The 18,181-nt window shown below is 46.0% G+C and carries 8 protein-coding genes; all 8 read left to right on the plus strand.

Features of this window, described 5'->3' with window-relative positions; genetic code table 11:
* Positions 1–97 precede the first annotated feature (97 nt).
* The 8 genes from DWV53_RS04090 (at position 98) to DWV53_RS04125 (ending at position 18,172) form a co-directional block, all read left to right on the plus strand.
* Positions 98–2,773, plus strand: a complete 2,676-nt coding sequence (locus DWV53_RS04090) for a 4-alpha-glucanotransferase (RefSeq protein WP_118151807.1) — start codon at positions 98–100, stop codon at positions 2,771–2,773.
* A 176-nt stretch (positions 2,774–2,949) separates the two neighbouring features.
* On the plus strand, positions 2,950–5,085 hold the full coding sequence (locus tag DWV53_RS04095; RefSeq protein ID WP_118151809.1) for a glycoside hydrolase family 97 protein: 2,136 nt from the start codon (positions 2,950–2,952) through the stop codon (positions 5,083–5,085).
* A 131-nt stretch (positions 5,086–5,216) separates the two neighbouring features.
* Positions 5,217–7,169 (plus strand): type I pullulanase, encoded by a 1,953-nt coding sequence (pulA, locus tag DWV53_RS04100; protein ID WP_118151811.1) that lies wholly within the window; start codon positions 5,217–5,219, stop codon positions 7,167–7,169.
* A 24-nt stretch (positions 7,170–7,193) separates the two neighbouring features.
* A complete protein-coding gene (locus DWV53_RS04105) occupies positions 7,194–9,119 on the plus strand; it encodes a glycoside hydrolase family 13 protein (RefSeq protein WP_118151813.1) in 1,926 nt (641 codons plus the stop codon).
* Between the two features lie 336 nt (positions 9,120–9,455).
* Entirely contained in the window at positions 9,456–9,653 is a 198-nt protein-coding gene (locus tag DWV53_RS04110) for a DUF6722 family protein (RefSeq protein WP_118066256.1), read from the plus strand.
* Between the two features lie 219 nt (positions 9,654–9,872).
* Complete coding sequence (locus DWV53_RS04115; protein WP_118151815.1) at positions 9,873–12,863, plus strand: two-component regulator propeller domain-containing protein; 2,991 nt, start codon at positions 9,873–9,875, stop codon at positions 12,861–12,863.
* A 306-nt stretch (positions 12,864–13,169) separates the two neighbouring features.
* On the plus strand, positions 13,170–15,062 hold the full coding sequence (locus tag DWV53_RS04120; RefSeq protein ID WP_147468734.1) for a hypothetical protein: 1,893 nt from the start codon (positions 13,170–13,172) through the stop codon (positions 15,060–15,062).
* A 20-nt stretch (positions 15,063–15,082) separates the two neighbouring features.
* Positions 15,083–18,172, plus strand: a complete 3,090-nt coding sequence (locus DWV53_RS04125; RefSeq protein WP_118151819.1) for a SusC/RagA family TonB-linked outer membrane protein — start codon at positions 15,083–15,085, stop codon at positions 18,170–18,172.
* Positions 18,173–18,181: the final 9 nt, after the last annotated feature.

Consider the following 18,181-nt stretch of genomic DNA (forward strand, 5'->3'; position numbering starts at 1 on the left):
AAAATATGCAAATTTCAGATACGTTTTTCGCTCGTTTTTCTTACCTTTGTAGCATCAAACATAAATTATAACATTTTCAAGAGCCTTTAAGAGTCTTATGACAGTACAGTTTAATATTGAATATAAAGCAATGTTCGGCGAACAGATCGTCGTAAACATTCAGACGGAGGAAGGTGAACTGAAACTTCCTCTCGAGACAACAGATGGTGAAAGATGGGCATGCGACTGGGGTGTTGAATCACCAGAGAAATCGTATACCTATTATTATAGTGTAGAACGTGAAGGAAGAGCAGTCAAGACCGAATGGCTTATGATTAAGCATCAGCTCGATGTAAATGCCAGGAAGGCTGCGGTTTATACCCTTTACGATCATTGGAAGGCTATGCCTGAGGATGCTTTCCTCTACAGCAGCGCCTTTACCGATTGCATCAATCATCAGGTTCCACAGGAGATGAAGCCGGAAACGGGCAGCAAGATTGTGCGTCTGATAGTCCGTGCTCCTCAGCTTCACGATGGTGAGCGCCTGGGTGTATTGGGTGCAGATAAAGCATTGGGCGCTTGGGATGTGCAGAAGATTCTTCCGATGACTCAGCATACCTATAATGAATGGGTTGCTGATATTGATGCGGCTCATCTTGAGGGCAGTCATCTGGAGTTTAAGTTCGTGGCTTTCAGAAATGCAAAGAACGAGCTTCTCTGGGAAACCAGCATGAACAGAACCGTGGATTTGCCGGAGATGAAGGCAGGTGAGTTGGTATCTTATGAACTCGACCAGGCTTTTTTCGCTCTGTATAACCGCAAACTTGCCGGAACGCTGGTGCCAGTGTTCTCATTGCGTACCAGGAAGAGTGCCGGTATCGGTGACTTCGGTGATCTGAAGGCCATGATAGATTTTGTGGCTTCTACCGGTCAGAAGGTGCTCCAGCTCCTTCCTATCAATGATACCACCATCACTCATACATGGACCGACAGTTATCCATATAGCTGCATCAGCGTCTTCGCCATTCATCCGCAGTATGCCAACCTTCATGCTCTTCCTGAGTTGAAGGATGCAAAGGCTCGTGCTGAGGCTGAGAAGACACGTGCTGAGTTGAACGCACTGGATAAGATAGACTACGAAAAGGTAAATGATTTCAAGATAAATTACTTGCGCCAAATCTTCAATCAGGAAGGTGAAAAGATGATGAAGACAGCCGAATACAAGGCTTTCTTCCAGGATACTAAACAGTGGTTGGTTCCTTACGCCCAGTATTCATACCTGCGTGATAAGAATGGTACGGCTGATTTCAACCAGTGGCCAGATCATCAGGTATGGGATGAGGCTGAGCGCAAGGCGCTTGCCGACCCTAAGACTGCTGCTTACAAGAACGTGGCGTTCTTCTATTTCGTACAGTTCGTACTGGACCGCCAGATGCAGGAGGCTCACGAGTATGCCAAGGCTAAGGGTGTTATTTTGAAGGGTGATATTCCAATCGGCGTAAACCGCAATGGTTGCGATGTATGGACGGAACCTAAATACTTCAACCTCAATGGTCAGGCGGGTGCTCCACCTGATGACTTCTCTGTCAATGGTCAGAACTGGGGATTCCCTACCTATAACTGGTTTGAGATGCTGAAGGATGGCTGCCAGTGGTGGAACCGCCGTTTCCAGAACATGGCAAGATATTTTGATGCTTACCGCATCGACCACGTATTGGGCTTCTTCCGTATCTGGGAGATTCCGGTACATAGCGTACATGGATTGCTCGGACAGTTTGCACCGGCGCTTGCCATGAGCCGTGAAGAGATAGAAAGCTATGGTTTGCACTTCCAGGATGACCGTTTTACCCGTCCGTTCATTACCGATTGGGTATTGGATCGTGTGTTCCATGAGCGTGCCGGCGAGGTAAAGGAGAAGTATCTCGACCGTCTGGATGACGAGCGTTATCAGATGAAGCCTGAGGTAGATACCCAGCGCAAGGTTGAGGCTCTCTTTGCTGATGTAACAGATGAGAAGGAACTCTGGCTGCGTGATGGCTTGTATGCCCTGATCAGCGATGTACTCTTCGTACGTGATCATACCAACCCTGGCGTCTTCCATCCACGTATCTCAGCCCAGCTTGACTTTATCTACGAGTCGCTCTATGATAATGACAAGGCTGCGTTCAACCGCCTTTACAACGACTATTTCTATCGCCGTAACAACCAGTTCTGGTATCAGGAGGCGATGAAGAAGTTGCCTAAGCTGGTTCAGGCTACCCGCATGCTGGTTTGTGCCGAAGACCTCGGCATGGTGCCAGACTGTGTGCCTTGGGTAATGGACGAGTTGAAGATATTGAGTCTGGAACTCCAGAGCATGCCAAAGGATCCTTCGGTTAAGTTCGGACATCTGAGCCGTAACCCATACCGTTCGGTATGTACCATTTCGAGCCATGATATGCCTACTCTGCGTATGTGGTGGGATGAGAATATCCAGCGTACCCAGGAGTATTACAATACGATGCTCTACCGTCAGGGACCAGCACCTCATCCACTCCCAGGCTGGTTGGCTAGTGATATCATCAGCCGCCATCTCACCTCTCCATCCATGCTCTGCATATTGAGCATTCAGGACTGGTTGGCTACCGATGAGGCTCTCCGTCTGCCGGATGCCGATGCCGAGCGTATCAATATCCCGGCTAACCCTAAGCATTACTGGCGTTATCGCATGCACCTCAACATAGAGGATCTGGCTGCAGATAAGCGTTTCGTGCAGAATATCACAGAAATGATTTCGCAGTCTGGAAGAGTCTAACTAACATAATTATATATAGTGCAAACGTTTGCACACTCATTTGCAGAAAAATACCCTCCCAAAACGTGGAGGGTATTTTTGTTTTTTGTATCTTTGCACTATCTTAAGAATAAACAGATAATGATTGAGATAAACTAACGAAGATACAAAAAAAGAATAAACAACAACTGAACAGTATGAAAAAACTGAATGTATTAGTGATGGGGCTCTTGCTTCCTATGTTGGCAGCAGCCCAGACCATAAAGTCGCCTAACGGCAACGTCTCGGTAACATTCTCTTTGACCGAAAAGGGACAGCCTACCTATGAGATGAGCTATAAGGGAAAGACTGTATGCAAGCCATCCCACTTAGGATTGGAACTGGCTAAGGATAAACATGCCTCTAAGGGCATGGAGGAAACCAGCCTGATGGATGGTTTTACTGAAACTGGCAGCAAGACATCGACCTTCGATGAAACCTGGAAGCCGGTATGGGGCGAGACCGCTACCATCCGCAACCATTACAACGAGATGGAGGTAAACCTGAATCAGGCTGCTTCTAAGCGTAACATCACCATCCGTTTCCGTGTATATGATTATGGTATGGGCTTGCGCTATGAGTTTCCACAGCAGGAGAGTCTGAATTATTTCGTCATCCAGGAGGAGCATACCCAGTTTGCCATGGCAGGCGATCATACCGCTTACTGGATTCCTGGTGATTATGATACACAGGAGTATGATTACAACATTACTCCATTGACAGGCATTCGCCCAATTATTGCGAAAAACCGTGAAGCTTACAAGAGTAATTCGTCTACCACCGTCTTCTCTGATACCGGTGTTCAGACCTCTCTCCAGATGAAGACCCAGGACGGACTCTACATCAACATCCATGAGGCTGCCTGTCTGGATTATCCTACCATGCACCTCAATCTGGATGAGAAAACATTGACTTTCGAGTCTTGGCTTACTCCTGATGCCGTGGGCAGAAAGGGATTCATCCAGACTCCATTCAATACCCCTTGGCGTACCGTGATGGTAAGTGATGATGCCCGTGATATGCTTTCATGCAAGTTGACATTGAATCTCAACGAGCCTTGCAAGATTAAGGATACATCCTGGATTCATCCTACCAAGTACTGCGGTGTATGGTGGAACATGATTGTGGGTACCAAGACCTGGAGCTATACCAACGATCTGCCATCTGTGCGTCTCGGTGTTACTGATTACCGCAAGTGCAAGCCTAACGGTACTCATGGTGCAACCAACGAGGAAGTGAAGCGCTACATCGACTTTGCAGCCAAGAACGGTTTGCAGGAAGTATTGGTAGAAGGCTGGAACGAAGGTTGGGAAGACTGGTTCGGTCACCAGAAGCTCGATGTCTTCGACTTCGTGACTCCATATCCAGACTTCGATATCAAGATGCTCAACGAATATGCTCACTCTAAGGGCGTGAAGCTGATGATGCACCACGAGACATCTTCTGCAGCTCTCAACTACGAGCGCCACATGGAAGATGCCTTCAACCTGATGAACAAATATGGTTATGATGCCGTGAAGACCGGTTATGTGGGAGATATCATCCCAAGAGGTGAGTATCACTACAGCCAGTTGATGAACAATCACTACCAGCGTGTCATCGAGACCGCTGCCAAGCATCATATCATGGTAAATGCCCACGAGGCAACCCGTCCTACAGGTATCTGCCGCACCTGGCCTAACCTGGTTGGCAACGAGAGTGCACGTGGTACAGAGTATGAGGCATTTGGCGGTAACAAGTCTTATCATACCGTAATGTTGCCATTCACCCGTCTGCAGGGTGGTCCGATGGATTATACTCCTGGTATCTTTGAGACCAAGCTTTCTGAGTGGAGCAACAATAAGAGTTATGTTCATACCACTCTCTGTGGTCAGCTTTCTCTCTATCTCGTAATGTACAGTCCGCTGCAGATGGCTGCCGATCTTCCAGAGCATTATGAGAAGTACGATGATGCCTTCCAGTTCATCCGCGACGTAGCTTGCGACTGGGACGACTCCAAGTATCTGGAGGCAGAGCCAGCCAAGTATATCACCGTAGCCCGCAAGGCAAAGGGAACCGACAACTGGTTTGTAGGCGGTAAGACTGATGCAGCCCGCACAGCCGTAGTAAAGCTCGACTTCCTGGATAAGGGCAAGAAGTATGCTTGCGCTATCTATCAGGACGGCAAGACTGCTGACTACGAGAAGAACCCTAAATCTTATCAGATCATCCACAAGACTGTGAAGAAGGGTGATGTTTTGAAGATTAACGAAGCACGTGGTGGTGGTTTCGCCATCTCATTGCTCGCTAAATAAGCCTATAATTTCCGTATTCCCGTCCAACTGTCCGGTTGGTCGGAAATACGCTAAAAATGAGCGTAGATAATCTGTCACAGTTTTCTTCGCTCAGTTCGCTTTAATGTCCTGTATACCAATAACTTAATAATATGAATATCCAAAAACTAATAATTGCAGCATTGACAGCAACCGTTTTACCAACTTCATTGAATGCGCAGCAGACATTCAATGAGATGATGTATTCCAAGGAGAAAACCATGTTTATCCTGAATGCTCCAACAGCCCAAAAGTCTTCTGTAACCCTCCGTCTTTATAAGCAAGGTCAGGGAGGAAAGGCTTATAAAACGCTGAAAATGAAGAAGTTGGGTGATGAACGCTGGGAGGCTACCGTAAAGGGCGACCTCAAGGGAAAGTTCTATACCTTTGATATTGGCAAGGGTGAAACACCAGGTACATTTGCCAAAGCAGTAGGTGTGAACGGAAACCGTGGCGCCATCGTAGATTTGTATGATACTGATCCATCTGGATGGGATCAGGACGTGCGTCCTGCTCTGAAATCGCCAGCCGATCTCGTTATCTACGAGCTTCACGTGCGTGATTTCTCCATTTCTCCTACATCCGGCTTGAAATATAAGGGTAAATATCTCGCCCTCACCGAGCCAAAGGCTATCGAATATCTCAAGAATCTGGGCATCAACGCCATCCACTTCCAGCCTGTATTCGATTTCGCTTCTATAGATGAGACCCGACTCGACAAACCACAGTTCAACTGGGGTTATGATCCGAAGAACTATAATGTGCCGGAAGGCAGTTACGCTACCGACCCTTATTCTCCAGCAACCCGCATCAAGGAGTTCAAGGAGATGGTGATGGCGCTGCATAAGGCAGGCATCCGAGTGATTTTCGATGCCGTATATAACCATACTTTCGATATCAACGGCAGCAATTTCCAACGTACCCATCCTGATTATTATTATCGCAAGACCAAGGATGGTAAGTATTCTGACGGTTCAGGCTGTGGCAACGAGACTGCTTCAGAGAAGCCTCTTATGCGCCAGTTTATGCTGGAGAGCGTGAAATATTGGATAGACGAATATCATATCGATGGTTTCCGTTTCGACCTGATGGGTGTTCATGATATCGAAACCATGCAGGCTATCCGTGAGATGGTAAACCGCATCGATCCTAGCATCTATATTTATGGTGAGGGATGGAGTGCAGGCAGCTGTGCTTATCCTACCGAGAAACTGGCGGTGAAGGCGAATACCCAGCAGCTCAAGGGTATTGGTGCTTTCAGCGATGATATGCGCGATGCGCTCCGTGGTCCTTTCTCTGATGACCATCAGGGTGCGCTCCTGGCTGGTCTTACAGGTCAGGAGGAGAGTCTGAAGTTCGGTATTGTGGGTGGCATTGCTCATCCGCAGGTGGATATGAACAAGGTAAACTATGACAAGAAGCCTTGGACCAACAATCCTACCGAGCAGATCAGTTATGTAAGCTGCCACGACGATATGTGTCTGGTAGATCGTCTGAAGGCAAGCATCGCATCTCTTACCGACAAGAATATCCCTGAAGCAATACGTACTGCCGAGTTGCTCCGCATCGATAAGCTTGCGCAGACCTGCGTCTTCACTTCACAGGGTGTTCCTTTCATCCTTGCCGGCGAAGAGATGCTCCGCGACAAGAAGGGAGTACACAATAGCTATAATTCTCCTGACAGCATCAACCAGTTTACCTGGACCAATCTGCAGAAGTATCCGCAGGCGTTTGCTTATTACAAGAGTCTGATCCAGCTCCGTAAGAATCATCCAGCCTTCCGTCTTTCAACAGGCGATAAGGTACGTCAGCATCTGGAGTTCCTGCCTTGTCAGCAGACTTGCCTCGTAGGTTTCCAGCTTAAGAATCTGGAGGGCATTGATGCGTGGAAGAACATCATCGTGATCTATAACTTCAATAAGGAGGCAAAGAAGATGCAGATTCCTGAGGGTAATTATACCGTGGCTTGCTGCAATGGTGTGATCAATGAGGAAGGCTTAGGCTTTGTTTCGGGAAAGGAAGTTGAGGTTGCCCCTCAGTCAGCCCTGATACTTTATCAGAAATAGTTTATATATATAATAAGGTGTAATATGAAAAAGATAATAGCTTCTTTATTGCTTATGAGTAGTGCAATAAGTATGAATGCAGCGGTTAACGTGAACCGCATTGAACCTACCGACTGGTATGTGGGCATGAAAGATGCTTCACTCCAGCTGATGGTGTATGGCAAGGATATCAAGAATGCCGATGTAACGGTAGACTATCCGGGTGTAAAGGTAGACAGCATCGCCCGCCTTGATTCTCCTAATTATCTCCTGGTTTATCTTAACCTCGATGGAGCAAAGGCTGGTGAGATGACCCTCAACTTCAAGCAGGGCAAACAGTCGAAGAAGGTAAAGTATGTGTTGAAGAACCGTGAGATGGCGGGCGACAAGCGCATCGGTTTCTCTAATGAAGATGTGCTCTATATGCTGATGCCAGATCGTTTCGCCAACGGCAATCTGAAGAATGATGCCTTTAAGACGATGCGTGATAAGACCTGCAACCGTGCAGAGCCTAGTCTGCGCCATGGTGGCGACCTGGAGGGAATCCGCCAGCACTTGGATTATTTTAACCAGTTGGGTGTAACCGCTCTGTGGTTTACCCCGGTTTTGGAGAACGACAGTCCAAGTAACGGCAAGAACAGCAGTTATCATGGTTATGCTACCACCAATTACTATCGTGTAGACCCACGTTTCGGAACCAATGCCGATTATAAGCAGCTGATAAATGAGGCTCACAAGAAAGGTTTGAAGATTGTGATGGATATGATTTTCAACCATTGCGGCTTCGAGCATCCTTGGGTTGCCGATATGCCTTCAAAGGACTGGTTTAATAAACCAGAATGGCTGGCTCCTGAAAATCAGACTGCCGAGCATCAGAAGAACATCGGTACAGTGGATGGCGCTGCCAAGGTGAACGATAAGTATCTGCAGACCAGTTATAAGCTGACTCCGGTACTTGACCCATACGCCAGCAAGGTTGATCTCACTGAAACCGTAGATGGCTGGTTTGTTCCAACCATGCCTGACCTCAACCAGCGTAACCCACACGTTATCAAGTATCTGATTCAGAACAGTGAGTGGTGGATAGAGAGTGCAGGTATCGACGGCATCCGTATGGATACCTATCCTTATGCCGACCGCGATGCGATGGCACACTGGATGAAGGTGCTAGGCGAGGAGTATCCTCACTTCAATACCGTAGGCGAGACTTGGGTAACCGAACCTGCCTATACTGCAGCCTGGCAGAAGGACAGCAAACTTTCTGAGAAGAACAGCTATCTGCCAACCGTTATGGATTTCGCTTTCTTCGACCGCATCAACAGTGCAAAGAAAGAAGAGACCGATGACTGGTGGAACGGCATGAACCGTCTCTACAACGTGTTCTGCTACGATTATCTCTATCCTAATCCAAAGAGCGTAATGGCATTCATCGAGAATCATGATACCGACCGCTTCCTGGGTGAAGGCAAGGATACCCTGGCTTTGAAGCAGGCGCTGTCATTGCTTCTTACCATCAATCGCACTCCTCAGCTCTATTATGGTACAGAGGTGCTGATGAACGGTACCAAGAGTGTAACCGATGGCAATGTACGCAAGGACTTCCCTGGCGGTTGGGCTGGTGACAAGCACAATGCCTTTACTGCCGAAGGAAGAACACAGGCAGAAAACCAGATGTTCAACTGGCTCAGCAACCTGTTGCACTGGCGTCAGGGCAATGAAGTGATTACCAAGGGCAAGCAGACCCAGTTCTGTCCTCAGAAGGGTGTTTACGTAATTGCCCGCCAGTATAAGGGTAAGAATGTGATGACGGTTATCAACGGCAAGAACGAGGCAAACGAGCTGAATGTTTCCCGTTATGCAGAGATTATCGGTTCTCATGATAAGGCTACGGATGTTACAAACGGTCGTACCGTTCTTATCAACAAGAACGTGAAGCTCCGTCCTCGCCAGAGCATGATTCTTGAGTTCTAAAACGCAAGTAGCTTCGTTGACAGATGCATTCGACTCCGTTGACAGATGCATTCGACTCCGTTGGCAGATGCATTCGACTCCGTTGGCAGATGCATTCGACTCCGTTGGCAGATACATTCGACTCCGTTGACCGATGCATTCGACTCCGTTGACCGATGCATTCGACTCCGTTAACTGATTCAAGCACTTGAGTATGCTGAAGCAAGTATATTATTATATGAACGTTCCTAGAGTTGTAAATTTACACTTCTAGGAACGTTTTTTTCTTGATAAAAATTCTTTCGTTTCATTTTTTCTTCGTACTTTTGCAAGCAGAAGTTTAAAAACTTAATAAAAATGGATGAAGAAATAGGCAAATGGCTATTAGATATATCCAAGTATATAATTACTGCTTATATCTTATCGCAAATGTTTGGTAAAGATAATGATTCCTGGTGGTCATTTATTGGTGCAGTCTTATTGGCTGTTCTATTGTTTGCATTGGGATATTATTTAATTAAAAAAGGAAAAGATAAAAATAAGAAAGGGAAGTAAAATGAGTAATGGATTATTAGCAATGTATATTTTCCTTGCTGTGTTCGCAACAGGATTAGTTATTTATTCTAAAATGTCTGATAGAAAAAGACAGGAGAAATAAGTATGGATACAGGATTGTTTATTATGTATGGCTTTTTGGTGCTTTTGGCAGCAGGAATATTTATTTATGCCAAAATTGATGATCGCAAAGAACAGAAAAGAGCAAAAGAATAGTTAATGATTAGATACATTCTTTCTATAATAAGCATTCTCTTCATAACCTTGAGCAGTTGGGCGCAAGGTGGGCTGCCTAGTCGCTATAATGTAAGCTATCTCAATATGGCTGCAGGTATGCCGAATAATTTTGCTGATGACATCTTTCAGGACTCTTACGGCTTCGTATGGATCAGTACGCATGGTGGTGGTCTGGTACGCTACGATGGTTTCAATTTCATGAACTTCGGCTTGGGGTCTGTAGGAATCAGTCTGCGAAGCAACAGTTGCCGTAATGTCTGCGAAGATCCGTTCAAGCGCCTTTGGGTGGCTTTCGAAGAAGGTCCGCAGGTGCTCGACCTCAATACCATGCAGCCTGTTGTTCCACCTTGTGAGAACAGCCAGGTAGAGGCACAACTCAACAAAGTATTCAAGAACCTTTGCACCCGAATATATTGTGATGCAAAGGGCAATATATGGATGCTGTCTGTCAATCAGCTTACCCGTTTCGGCTTTAACGAAAAGGGCGAGGTGAACAGCGTCTTGTCTACATCCTATCCTTATAATGCTCCCGACCTCGGAATCTGTGATGTCTATCGCAGAGGAACGGTTGTATTATGCAACAATGGAGTAGTGAGCGAGTTTTCTGTGAAGAACAATCAGCTCGTAGCAAAGAATATCTCATCCCTGTTCCCTCCGCTCGAAGGTAGGTATGGGGGGGCGCTTATTTATTATCATGGCAAGATATGGATGGGTACGAATCGCGGATTGTTTAATAGTGGCAAGCAGGAATTCCATTGCTCTGCTACCGACCATTCACTCCAGCACGAAGTAGTGACGAGCCTTGCCGTTTCTCCAGATGACAAACTTCTGGTGGGAACGCTCTGTGGCGTAGATATCTTCAATGATAAGACCGGAGAGATAGAACATTGGAACACTGCTACGGCTGTGAATCCGCTGAGCAGCAACTTTATCAACAGTCTTTTCTCTAAGAACGGACAGATATGGGTAGGCTCTGAGACGGGTGGTGTTACCAAGCTGGCTCCACGTCAGCTGAATTTGGAATTCTACCGTCACGACCCCGCCACCCCGGGCAGTATCTCTCCTAATGCTGTTAATGCCATGTATGCGGCAGCCGACGGAACCCTGTGGGTAGGAACCGTAGAGGGAGGTCTCAATGCCTTGGCTCCAGACAGCAGGAACTTTGTTCATTATACGGTGGCAAATTCCGGTTTGCCGCATAATACCGTCTCGGTTCTTGCAGCCGATAACCGCAATCAGCTCTGGATTGGTACCTGGGGAAGGGGCTTTGCTGTGATGAATCTCAGTCAGCCGGACAAGATTATTCCTCTGGTGATAGATGCTAAGCATCAGCATTTACTCAACTTTGCCGGTGCTTTGGCTTACGATCCTATCAATGATGGTATGTGGCTCGGAACCAATGACGGTCTCTTCTTCTATGATATGAAGCGCCGCCAACTCATTGAACCTTTCAGGGGATGCCAGAATGTGCGCGGCTGCATTGGTTCTCTGATAACCCGAAAGGGCAAACTCCTGATGGGTTGTGTGCGGGGAATGGTAGAGGTCGACCTCAAGTCGCGTCCTCATGGCAAGGGCGATTTCGCTGTGACGTATCATCAGTATAAACTCGACAATCCGAAGAGTGGAGTCTTCGATAAGATATTGTCTTTCTGTCAGGCTAAGGATGGAAAGATATGGATGGGCAGTAACGGCTACGGTCTGTATTGCTATACCAGCGATAAAAACGGAAAGACTCAAGTGAAGTCGTATACCACCAATAACGGACTTGCCAACAATATCGTGAAGGGTATTGTAGAGGATAACCAGGGTATGTTGTGGATAGCCACCGATAACGGACTCTCTATCTTCAATCCGAAGACCGAGGCATTCTGCAGTTTCTCCCGTGAAGACGGTCTGATCAGTTCGCAGTTCTATTTCAATGGTGCCATCCGCAATGCCAAGGGCGAGATATTCCTGGGCACCGATGCGGGTATGATGGCTGTAAAGGGCATAAACCGTTCTGTGCATCAGACGGGTAAGTTGTGCTTTACCGAACTTCTGGTAGATAACCAGCCTGTCTTTGCCGGCAGCGATTATCTGGAAGAAGACATCTCCAACGCCAGAAAGTTGCGTATCCATGAGAGTGATAAGTCGTTTACCCTCTTTTTCTCAGCGCTCAATTATGGCAGCGAGAGTCAGGGTGTATATCTCTATCGCATGAAGGGATACGAGAATGAGTGGGTTCAACTCAAGGCTGGTCAGCATAGTGTGCGTTATTCCACTCTGCCAGCTGGAGACTATAAGTTTGAGGTGAAATATATCCCATCTATCAATTCCGACAAGGAGCAGGTGATCTCTGTAGAAGTTCAGATTACTCCTTATTTCTGGAAGAGCTGGTGGTTTGTTACCCTTATTATAATAGGTATCATCGCCTTGCTCCAATATGCTTATGTGCGCCGTCTCAACAAGATGCGCGAAGAGGAAGTAGAAGCTCTGTACCGTCCTATCGAGGCAGCGATGAAGGAAAGTGATGAACCAGAAAAGTTGCAGAGTCGCATCCAGATGATTCTGCAGAACCAGAAGCGTTATCAGGACAGTCAGAAAAAGAGCATTGAGGCTGACAGGAAGATGGTAGAGGAGACTATGCGTCCATTCATGGAAGAAGTGATGGATGTGATGGAGAAGAATTACGATAATTCTGAGTTCGGAGTTCAGGAACTGGCAGATGCCTTGGGTATATCCCGCAGTGTACTGAGCAAGAATCTCTCCAAGGAGACAGGCTTGCCAACAGCCCAGTTTATCCGCAACTACCGTCTCGACATCTCGCGCAAGATGATGGCTGATAAAACTTCCAACCGAAATATTACGGAGATAGCCTACCGTGTAGGCTTCAACGATCCGAAGTATTTCACCCGTTGCTTCACCAAGCAGTTTGGCATCTCGCCGACTGCATATAAGGATCAGTTGGATTCTCAGGGTTCAGATATGGCATAGTTCTCCTTGGATTCTTCGGAGAAATAATGTTCCTGGATGTGATAATTTGTTAAGCAAATAAAATAAAACCGAGGGGTTGCTTGATATAGGTCAAGTAACCCCTTGTTTTGTATGTGTGGGTACACAACTGGTGGATAAGCACGTAATATCCTTAAAAATCCACTGTTTATGCGGTTTGTCCACCTATAAAACCCATTTGTCCACCCTATATAAACCGATTAATTGTACTTTTGCCACTGAAAAAGGATTTAAGATTTTTAAATAACCTATTTGAATAGTAAACAAACAACCTAAAGGCGTTAAGTTATGAAGTTAAGAAAAACTTTACTTTCGTTTGCTTGTGCTATCATGGTGGCATTAAGTTTCACTGCTTGTGGTGATGACTGGGGCCGACAGGACGATCCTGCTGGCGGACAGATTTACCCATCTAAGACAACAGTGGCAACTTATGACTTTGAGTATTCAGAAGAGAAACCTGAGTATTCAGACATGATAAGTCACGATGAGTCATGTGAGGTGACCAATGATGAGACCCTCGCAAGTAATGTATTGCACATCAATGGTAAGGGTGGTGCCAAGATTGCCAATCCTTTCAATGGTGTGAAGTTGCAAAATGGCGCTGCCATCACTTTCGCTGTAAAGATTGATGCAGCCGTAGCTGAGGACGGAACAGTCGCAGATGTTGACTTGACCCGACCTCTTATCTCATTTGGTTCAGATGAGAAGGATGCTGCTGGTAATGATATCAGTGCTCACTTCTATATCACTGCCAATGGTCAGGTGGTTTACAACAAGCCTACCCAGTTGCAGAGTTTGAACCTGAATGAGAATGATCCTGCTTCTGTGAAGACAGGTATTCTCTCTCCTAATGAGTGGCATTTCGTAGCCCTTCAGCTTTCTACTGAAGGTTACCAGCTCTACGTTGATGGTAAGAAGAGCCTTTCCGGTTATCAGACATCATCAAGTGCTACTTCTTTCAAGTACAAGACTTTGGTTGATTCCATCAACTCTTTACCTTATATATATATAGGTGGAGACAGCAAGTTGACAGCCGAAGAGACCAACACCGTATCTATCGACAATGTTACCCTGATCCGTAACATGATGGAAGAGAAGGATTGGAACAAGACCATTGGTGGTAATGGAGGTAGCGGTTTCATTTGGAAAGAACAAGAATCTATCGGTAATGAAGATTTTAGTTCCGGATTCTTTGATCCTAAAACTCCAAATATTCAAATGAAAGGTAATGGTACTGTTCATTACCGTTTTACTTGCAATAATAATGCTGCAAAAAATTATGAAACATGGGTTCTTGCCATAACAAATGGTGTAGCTTTTGGCGATAATGGATATATTGAATATGAGATATGTCGTGGTGATGCTTGGAGTTGGGGTTCACTCCTCGATGGCGATGCTCAAGGCGTTTCTGCAAGTTATAATTGGGATTCATGGATTGCTGATATGAAGGGAGCAACAGTAGACCTTTATGTTACTCGTACTGGTAAAATGTTCCATGTTGAACAATATGTGACAACTGCAAGTGGTTCTAAACTACCAGTTTGTACATTTGATACTCAAAAGGAAGCTCCTACAGAAGAATGGGGTACTTTTGTAACTCTAGAAAAGTCATTCTTGACATTTGAAAAGGCCGAGACTTATACATCTGTTAATTATAAAGATGGTGCATATACAATCGGTTCTGATGATAATTCTTCAGCATTCTTTGATAAGAAATCTGAAATGTATGACCTTTCTGCAGAGCGTTCACGTTTGACAATTCAATTTGTCAATACAACTGCAGGTGGAGAGAATTGGGAAAATTATGTAGTTGCATTCACAAACACTCCTTTTGGTGAGGCTGGATATTTAGAGTATGCAGTTTGTAGAGCAGATGCTTGGACATGGGGAGCTAATATACCAACGAATGGAGATAATGTAACAGCTACCTACAATTGGGATACTTGGAAGACAGATATTAATGGTGCTACTGTTACTCTTGATTTCAAACGTGTTGGTGATAGAGTTGATATGACAGCTGATGTTGTGACAGCTCAGGGAGAGTCTTTGCCTCAGATGTCTTTCTTTGTTGATGGACTTGAGGGTAAACCGCTTTATGTCTTCTTGACAAATGAAAAGTCTTATCAAGTTATCAAGCAGGTTAGAACATATCCATGGTTCAATACTAACTTTGCAGAATAATAACCAAAATAGAATAAACAATGAACAATAACATATTGCATAAGTTATTCTTGACCCTGACACTGGTGCTCCTTACTTTAGGAGCATCAGCACAGGTTACCGTATCGGGTAATGTGTCAGATGAATCGGGTGAGCCTATCATCGGTGCTACTGTTATGGAAGCATTGACAACCAATGGTGTTGTTACTGATTTCGACGGTAACTTCAAGATTCAGGTGAAGAACGAGAACGCTACTTTGAAGATTTCTTATATCGGTATGGTTGCTCAGAACATCCGTGTAGGCAATCAGCGTAATATCAAGGTGGTTCTCAAGGACGAAAGTCAGAAAATCAAAGAGGTCGTAGTCGTTGGTTACGGTCATCAGAAGAAAGAGAGTGTCGTAGGTGCAATCTCTCAGGTTAGTTCAGACGACCTCTTGAATACTCCTACTGCCAACGTAACACAGGCTATTGCCGGTAAGATTCCTGGTGTCGTAACAACCCAGGTATCTGGTGCTCCTGGTGCCGATGACGCTACCATCAACATCCGTGGTCGTGCAACCTTCGCTGGCGATGGTGCTCCATTGGTAATGGTAGATGGTGTAGAACGTGCTTTCTCTCAGGTAGCTCCTGATGATATCGAGAGCATCTCTGTATTGAAGGATGCTTCTGCTACAGCCGTTTATGGTGTGCGTGGTGCGAATGGTGTCATCCTCGTTACTACCAAGCGTGGTAAGGATATGAAGCCAGAGGTTAGCTTGACAAGCAACTTCATGTGGGGTACTCCAACCCGTAAGCCTCACTATCTGAACTCTTATGACTCTGTAACTCTCCTTGAGGAGGCTCTGAAGAACGATGGTCTTCCATCACAGTATTCGGCTTCTGACATCGAGATGTACCGCAAGAGCTGTGCCGGCGAATTGACAGGTGCTGATGCGCTTCTCTATCCTAATGTAGACTGGTATGATGAGGTGCTCAACAACTGGGCTCCTTCTCAGCGCTATAATGTAAGTGTACGTGGTGGTACGAAGCGTATGCGCTACTATGTCTCTGGTGAAATCTACAACCAGGGTTCTTTGATTAAGAACCTCAGCCAGGATACCTACGGTAACTCTTCAAGCCCAGGCTACAACCGTTACGCTTTCCGTGCCAACATGGACTTCTTCCTCTCTAAGGATTTGACATTCAGCGTAAACTTCGGTACTCGTTTCGAGAACCGTCATGGTTCAAACACTAACGAGAGTTCTACCAACTATGATATCTTCGCACGTATCAACCATACTCCAGGTTGGATCTTCCCTGTATCTTATGAGGTACAGAATGGTGAGACAACCAAGACTCTCTATGGTGGTACAGCCGTATATCAGGACAACGTAGTGGCTGCCCTTGCCAAGGGTGGATACTATCGCGGAACCAATACCATCAATGAGACCAACTTCATTGCTGATTACAAGATGGACTGGTTGACTCCTGGTCTTTCTGCCCGCGGTATGGTTTCGTTCGACTACGACTCATATTACAAGAAGACATTCGGAGCTGCTTTTGCAACTTACGAATTGAACGACCGTAACAACTTTACCAGTGCAGATGCTTATACCAAATATAATGTAGACGGCGACCTGGCTTACTCTAAGGGCTCTTCTACTACTTACAAGCTCTATATGGAGGGTCAGATCAACTACGCCCGCAAGTTTGGTAAGCACGATGTTACCGGTATGGTACTTTACAACCAGAATGACTATCGTTACAACTCAGACCTGGCTAAGCGCTATCAGGGTCTCGTAGGTCGTGTAACTTACGGTTATGATGACAAGTATTTGGCTGAGGTTAACGTTGGTTACAACGGATCAGAGAACTTCCTCAAGGGCAAACGCTTCGGTTTCTTCCCAGCATTCTCACTCGGTTGGCGTGTAACTCAGGAAGAGTTTATGAAGCCAACAGAAAACTGGTTGAACAACCTGAAGATCCGTGCATCTTACGGTGAGGTTGGTAACGACGTATATACCGTAGGTGGTGTGGCTCAGCGCTTCCTCTATGAGGAGAAGTGGAACCAGATTTCCAACGATTACTACTTCGGTAATACTGGTAAAACCGGTATTTTCGAGAGCCAGTATCCTAACTATGGTGTAACATGGGAGCGTGCCAAGAAGTTCAACGTAGGTCTTGAGTTCGGCTTGTTCAACGGTATGCTGACTGGTAACTTCGACTACTTCGTTGAGAACCGTAACGATATCCTGACCGAGTACTTGAGCCGTCCACAGTGGGTAGGTGTAACCATGGCAGCCGGAAACCTCGGTAAGACCCAGAACAAGGGTTACGAGTTGGAACTCCATCACTTCAATCACATCGGCAAGGACTTCACCTATAATATCGGTGCAACCTTCTCTCATGCAGCCAACAAGATCAAGAATATGGATGAGCCTGCTTACAAGACCGCTTACCGCAAGCGCGAAGGTCACCCAATCAACCAGTACTTCGGTCTGGTATGCGAGGGCTTCGTAACACAGACCGACTTGGATAATCCTAACTTCCCTGTATCAACCTACGGAAACGTAAAGGTTGGTGACCTGAAGTACAAGGATATGAATAACGATGGCTTCATCGATGACCGTGATGAGACATTCATCGGCTACAGCGATATTCCAGAGAACACATACGCTCTGACACTCGGCGCCAACTATAAGGGCATCGGTTTCGAAGTAATGTTCCAGGGTGTAGATCATGTATCCCGTTACTACGACAGCGATGCGATGTTCGCCTTCCAAAACAACGGTAAGGTAAAGGATATCCACCTGAACCGCTGGAACCCTGCAAAGAGCGAGGCAGAGAACCTGGCTACTGCTACCTATCCATTGCTCCATTACGGAAGCAACGGTGACCACAACCAGCGCCAGAACTCATTCTTCCTGAAGAACGGTTCATTCGTCCGTCTGAAGAACATCGAGTTGAGCTATACATTCCCTAAGGAGTTGATTAAGCATGTCGGTATGAGCAATGTCCGCTTCTACATCAATGCCAACAACCTCTTTACATGGGATCATCTCGACGACTTGGTTGACCCGGAGAGTAACGGTTCAAACCGTTATCCACTCTTGAAGACCGTCAACGTAGGTTTCAATGTCGTATTCTAATTCAAGAAC

Source organism: Segatella copri (assembly GCF_003465495.1).
GTDB classification, from domain to species: domain Bacteria; phylum Bacteroidota; class Bacteroidia; order Bacteroidales; family Bacteroidaceae; genus Prevotella; species Prevotella copri_G.

Excerpts from the sequence above, each read along its gene's own strand:
- DWV53_RS04090 (WP_118151807.1), top strand. The coding sequence starts at position 98 with ATGACAGTACAGTTTAATATTGAATATAAAGCAATGTTCGGCGAACAG.
- DWV53_RS04095 (WP_118151809.1), top strand. The coding sequence starts at position 2,950 with ATGAAAAAACTGAATGTATTAGTGATGGGGCTCTTGCTTCCTATGTTG.
- pulA (WP_118151811.1), top strand. The coding sequence starts at position 5,217 with ATGAATATCCAAAAACTAATAATTGCAGCATTGACAGCAACCGTTTTA.
- DWV53_RS04105 (WP_118151813.1), top strand. The coding sequence starts at position 7,194 with ATGAAAAAGATAATAGCTTCTTTATTGCTTATGAGTAGTGCAATAAGT.
- DWV53_RS04110 (WP_118066256.1), top strand. The coding sequence starts at position 9,456 with ATGGATGAAGAAATAGGCAAATGGCTATTAGATATATCCAAGTATATA.
- DWV53_RS04115 (WP_118151815.1), top strand. The coding sequence starts at position 9,873 with ATGATTAGATACATTCTTTCTATAATAAGCATTCTCTTCATAACCTTG.
- DWV53_RS04120 (WP_147468734.1), top strand. The coding sequence starts at position 13,170 with ATGAAGTTAAGAAAAACTTTACTTTCGTTTGCTTGTGCTATCATGGTG.
- DWV53_RS04125 (WP_118151819.1), top strand. The coding sequence starts at position 15,083 with ATGAACAATAACATATTGCATAAGTTATTCTTGACCCTGACACTGGTG.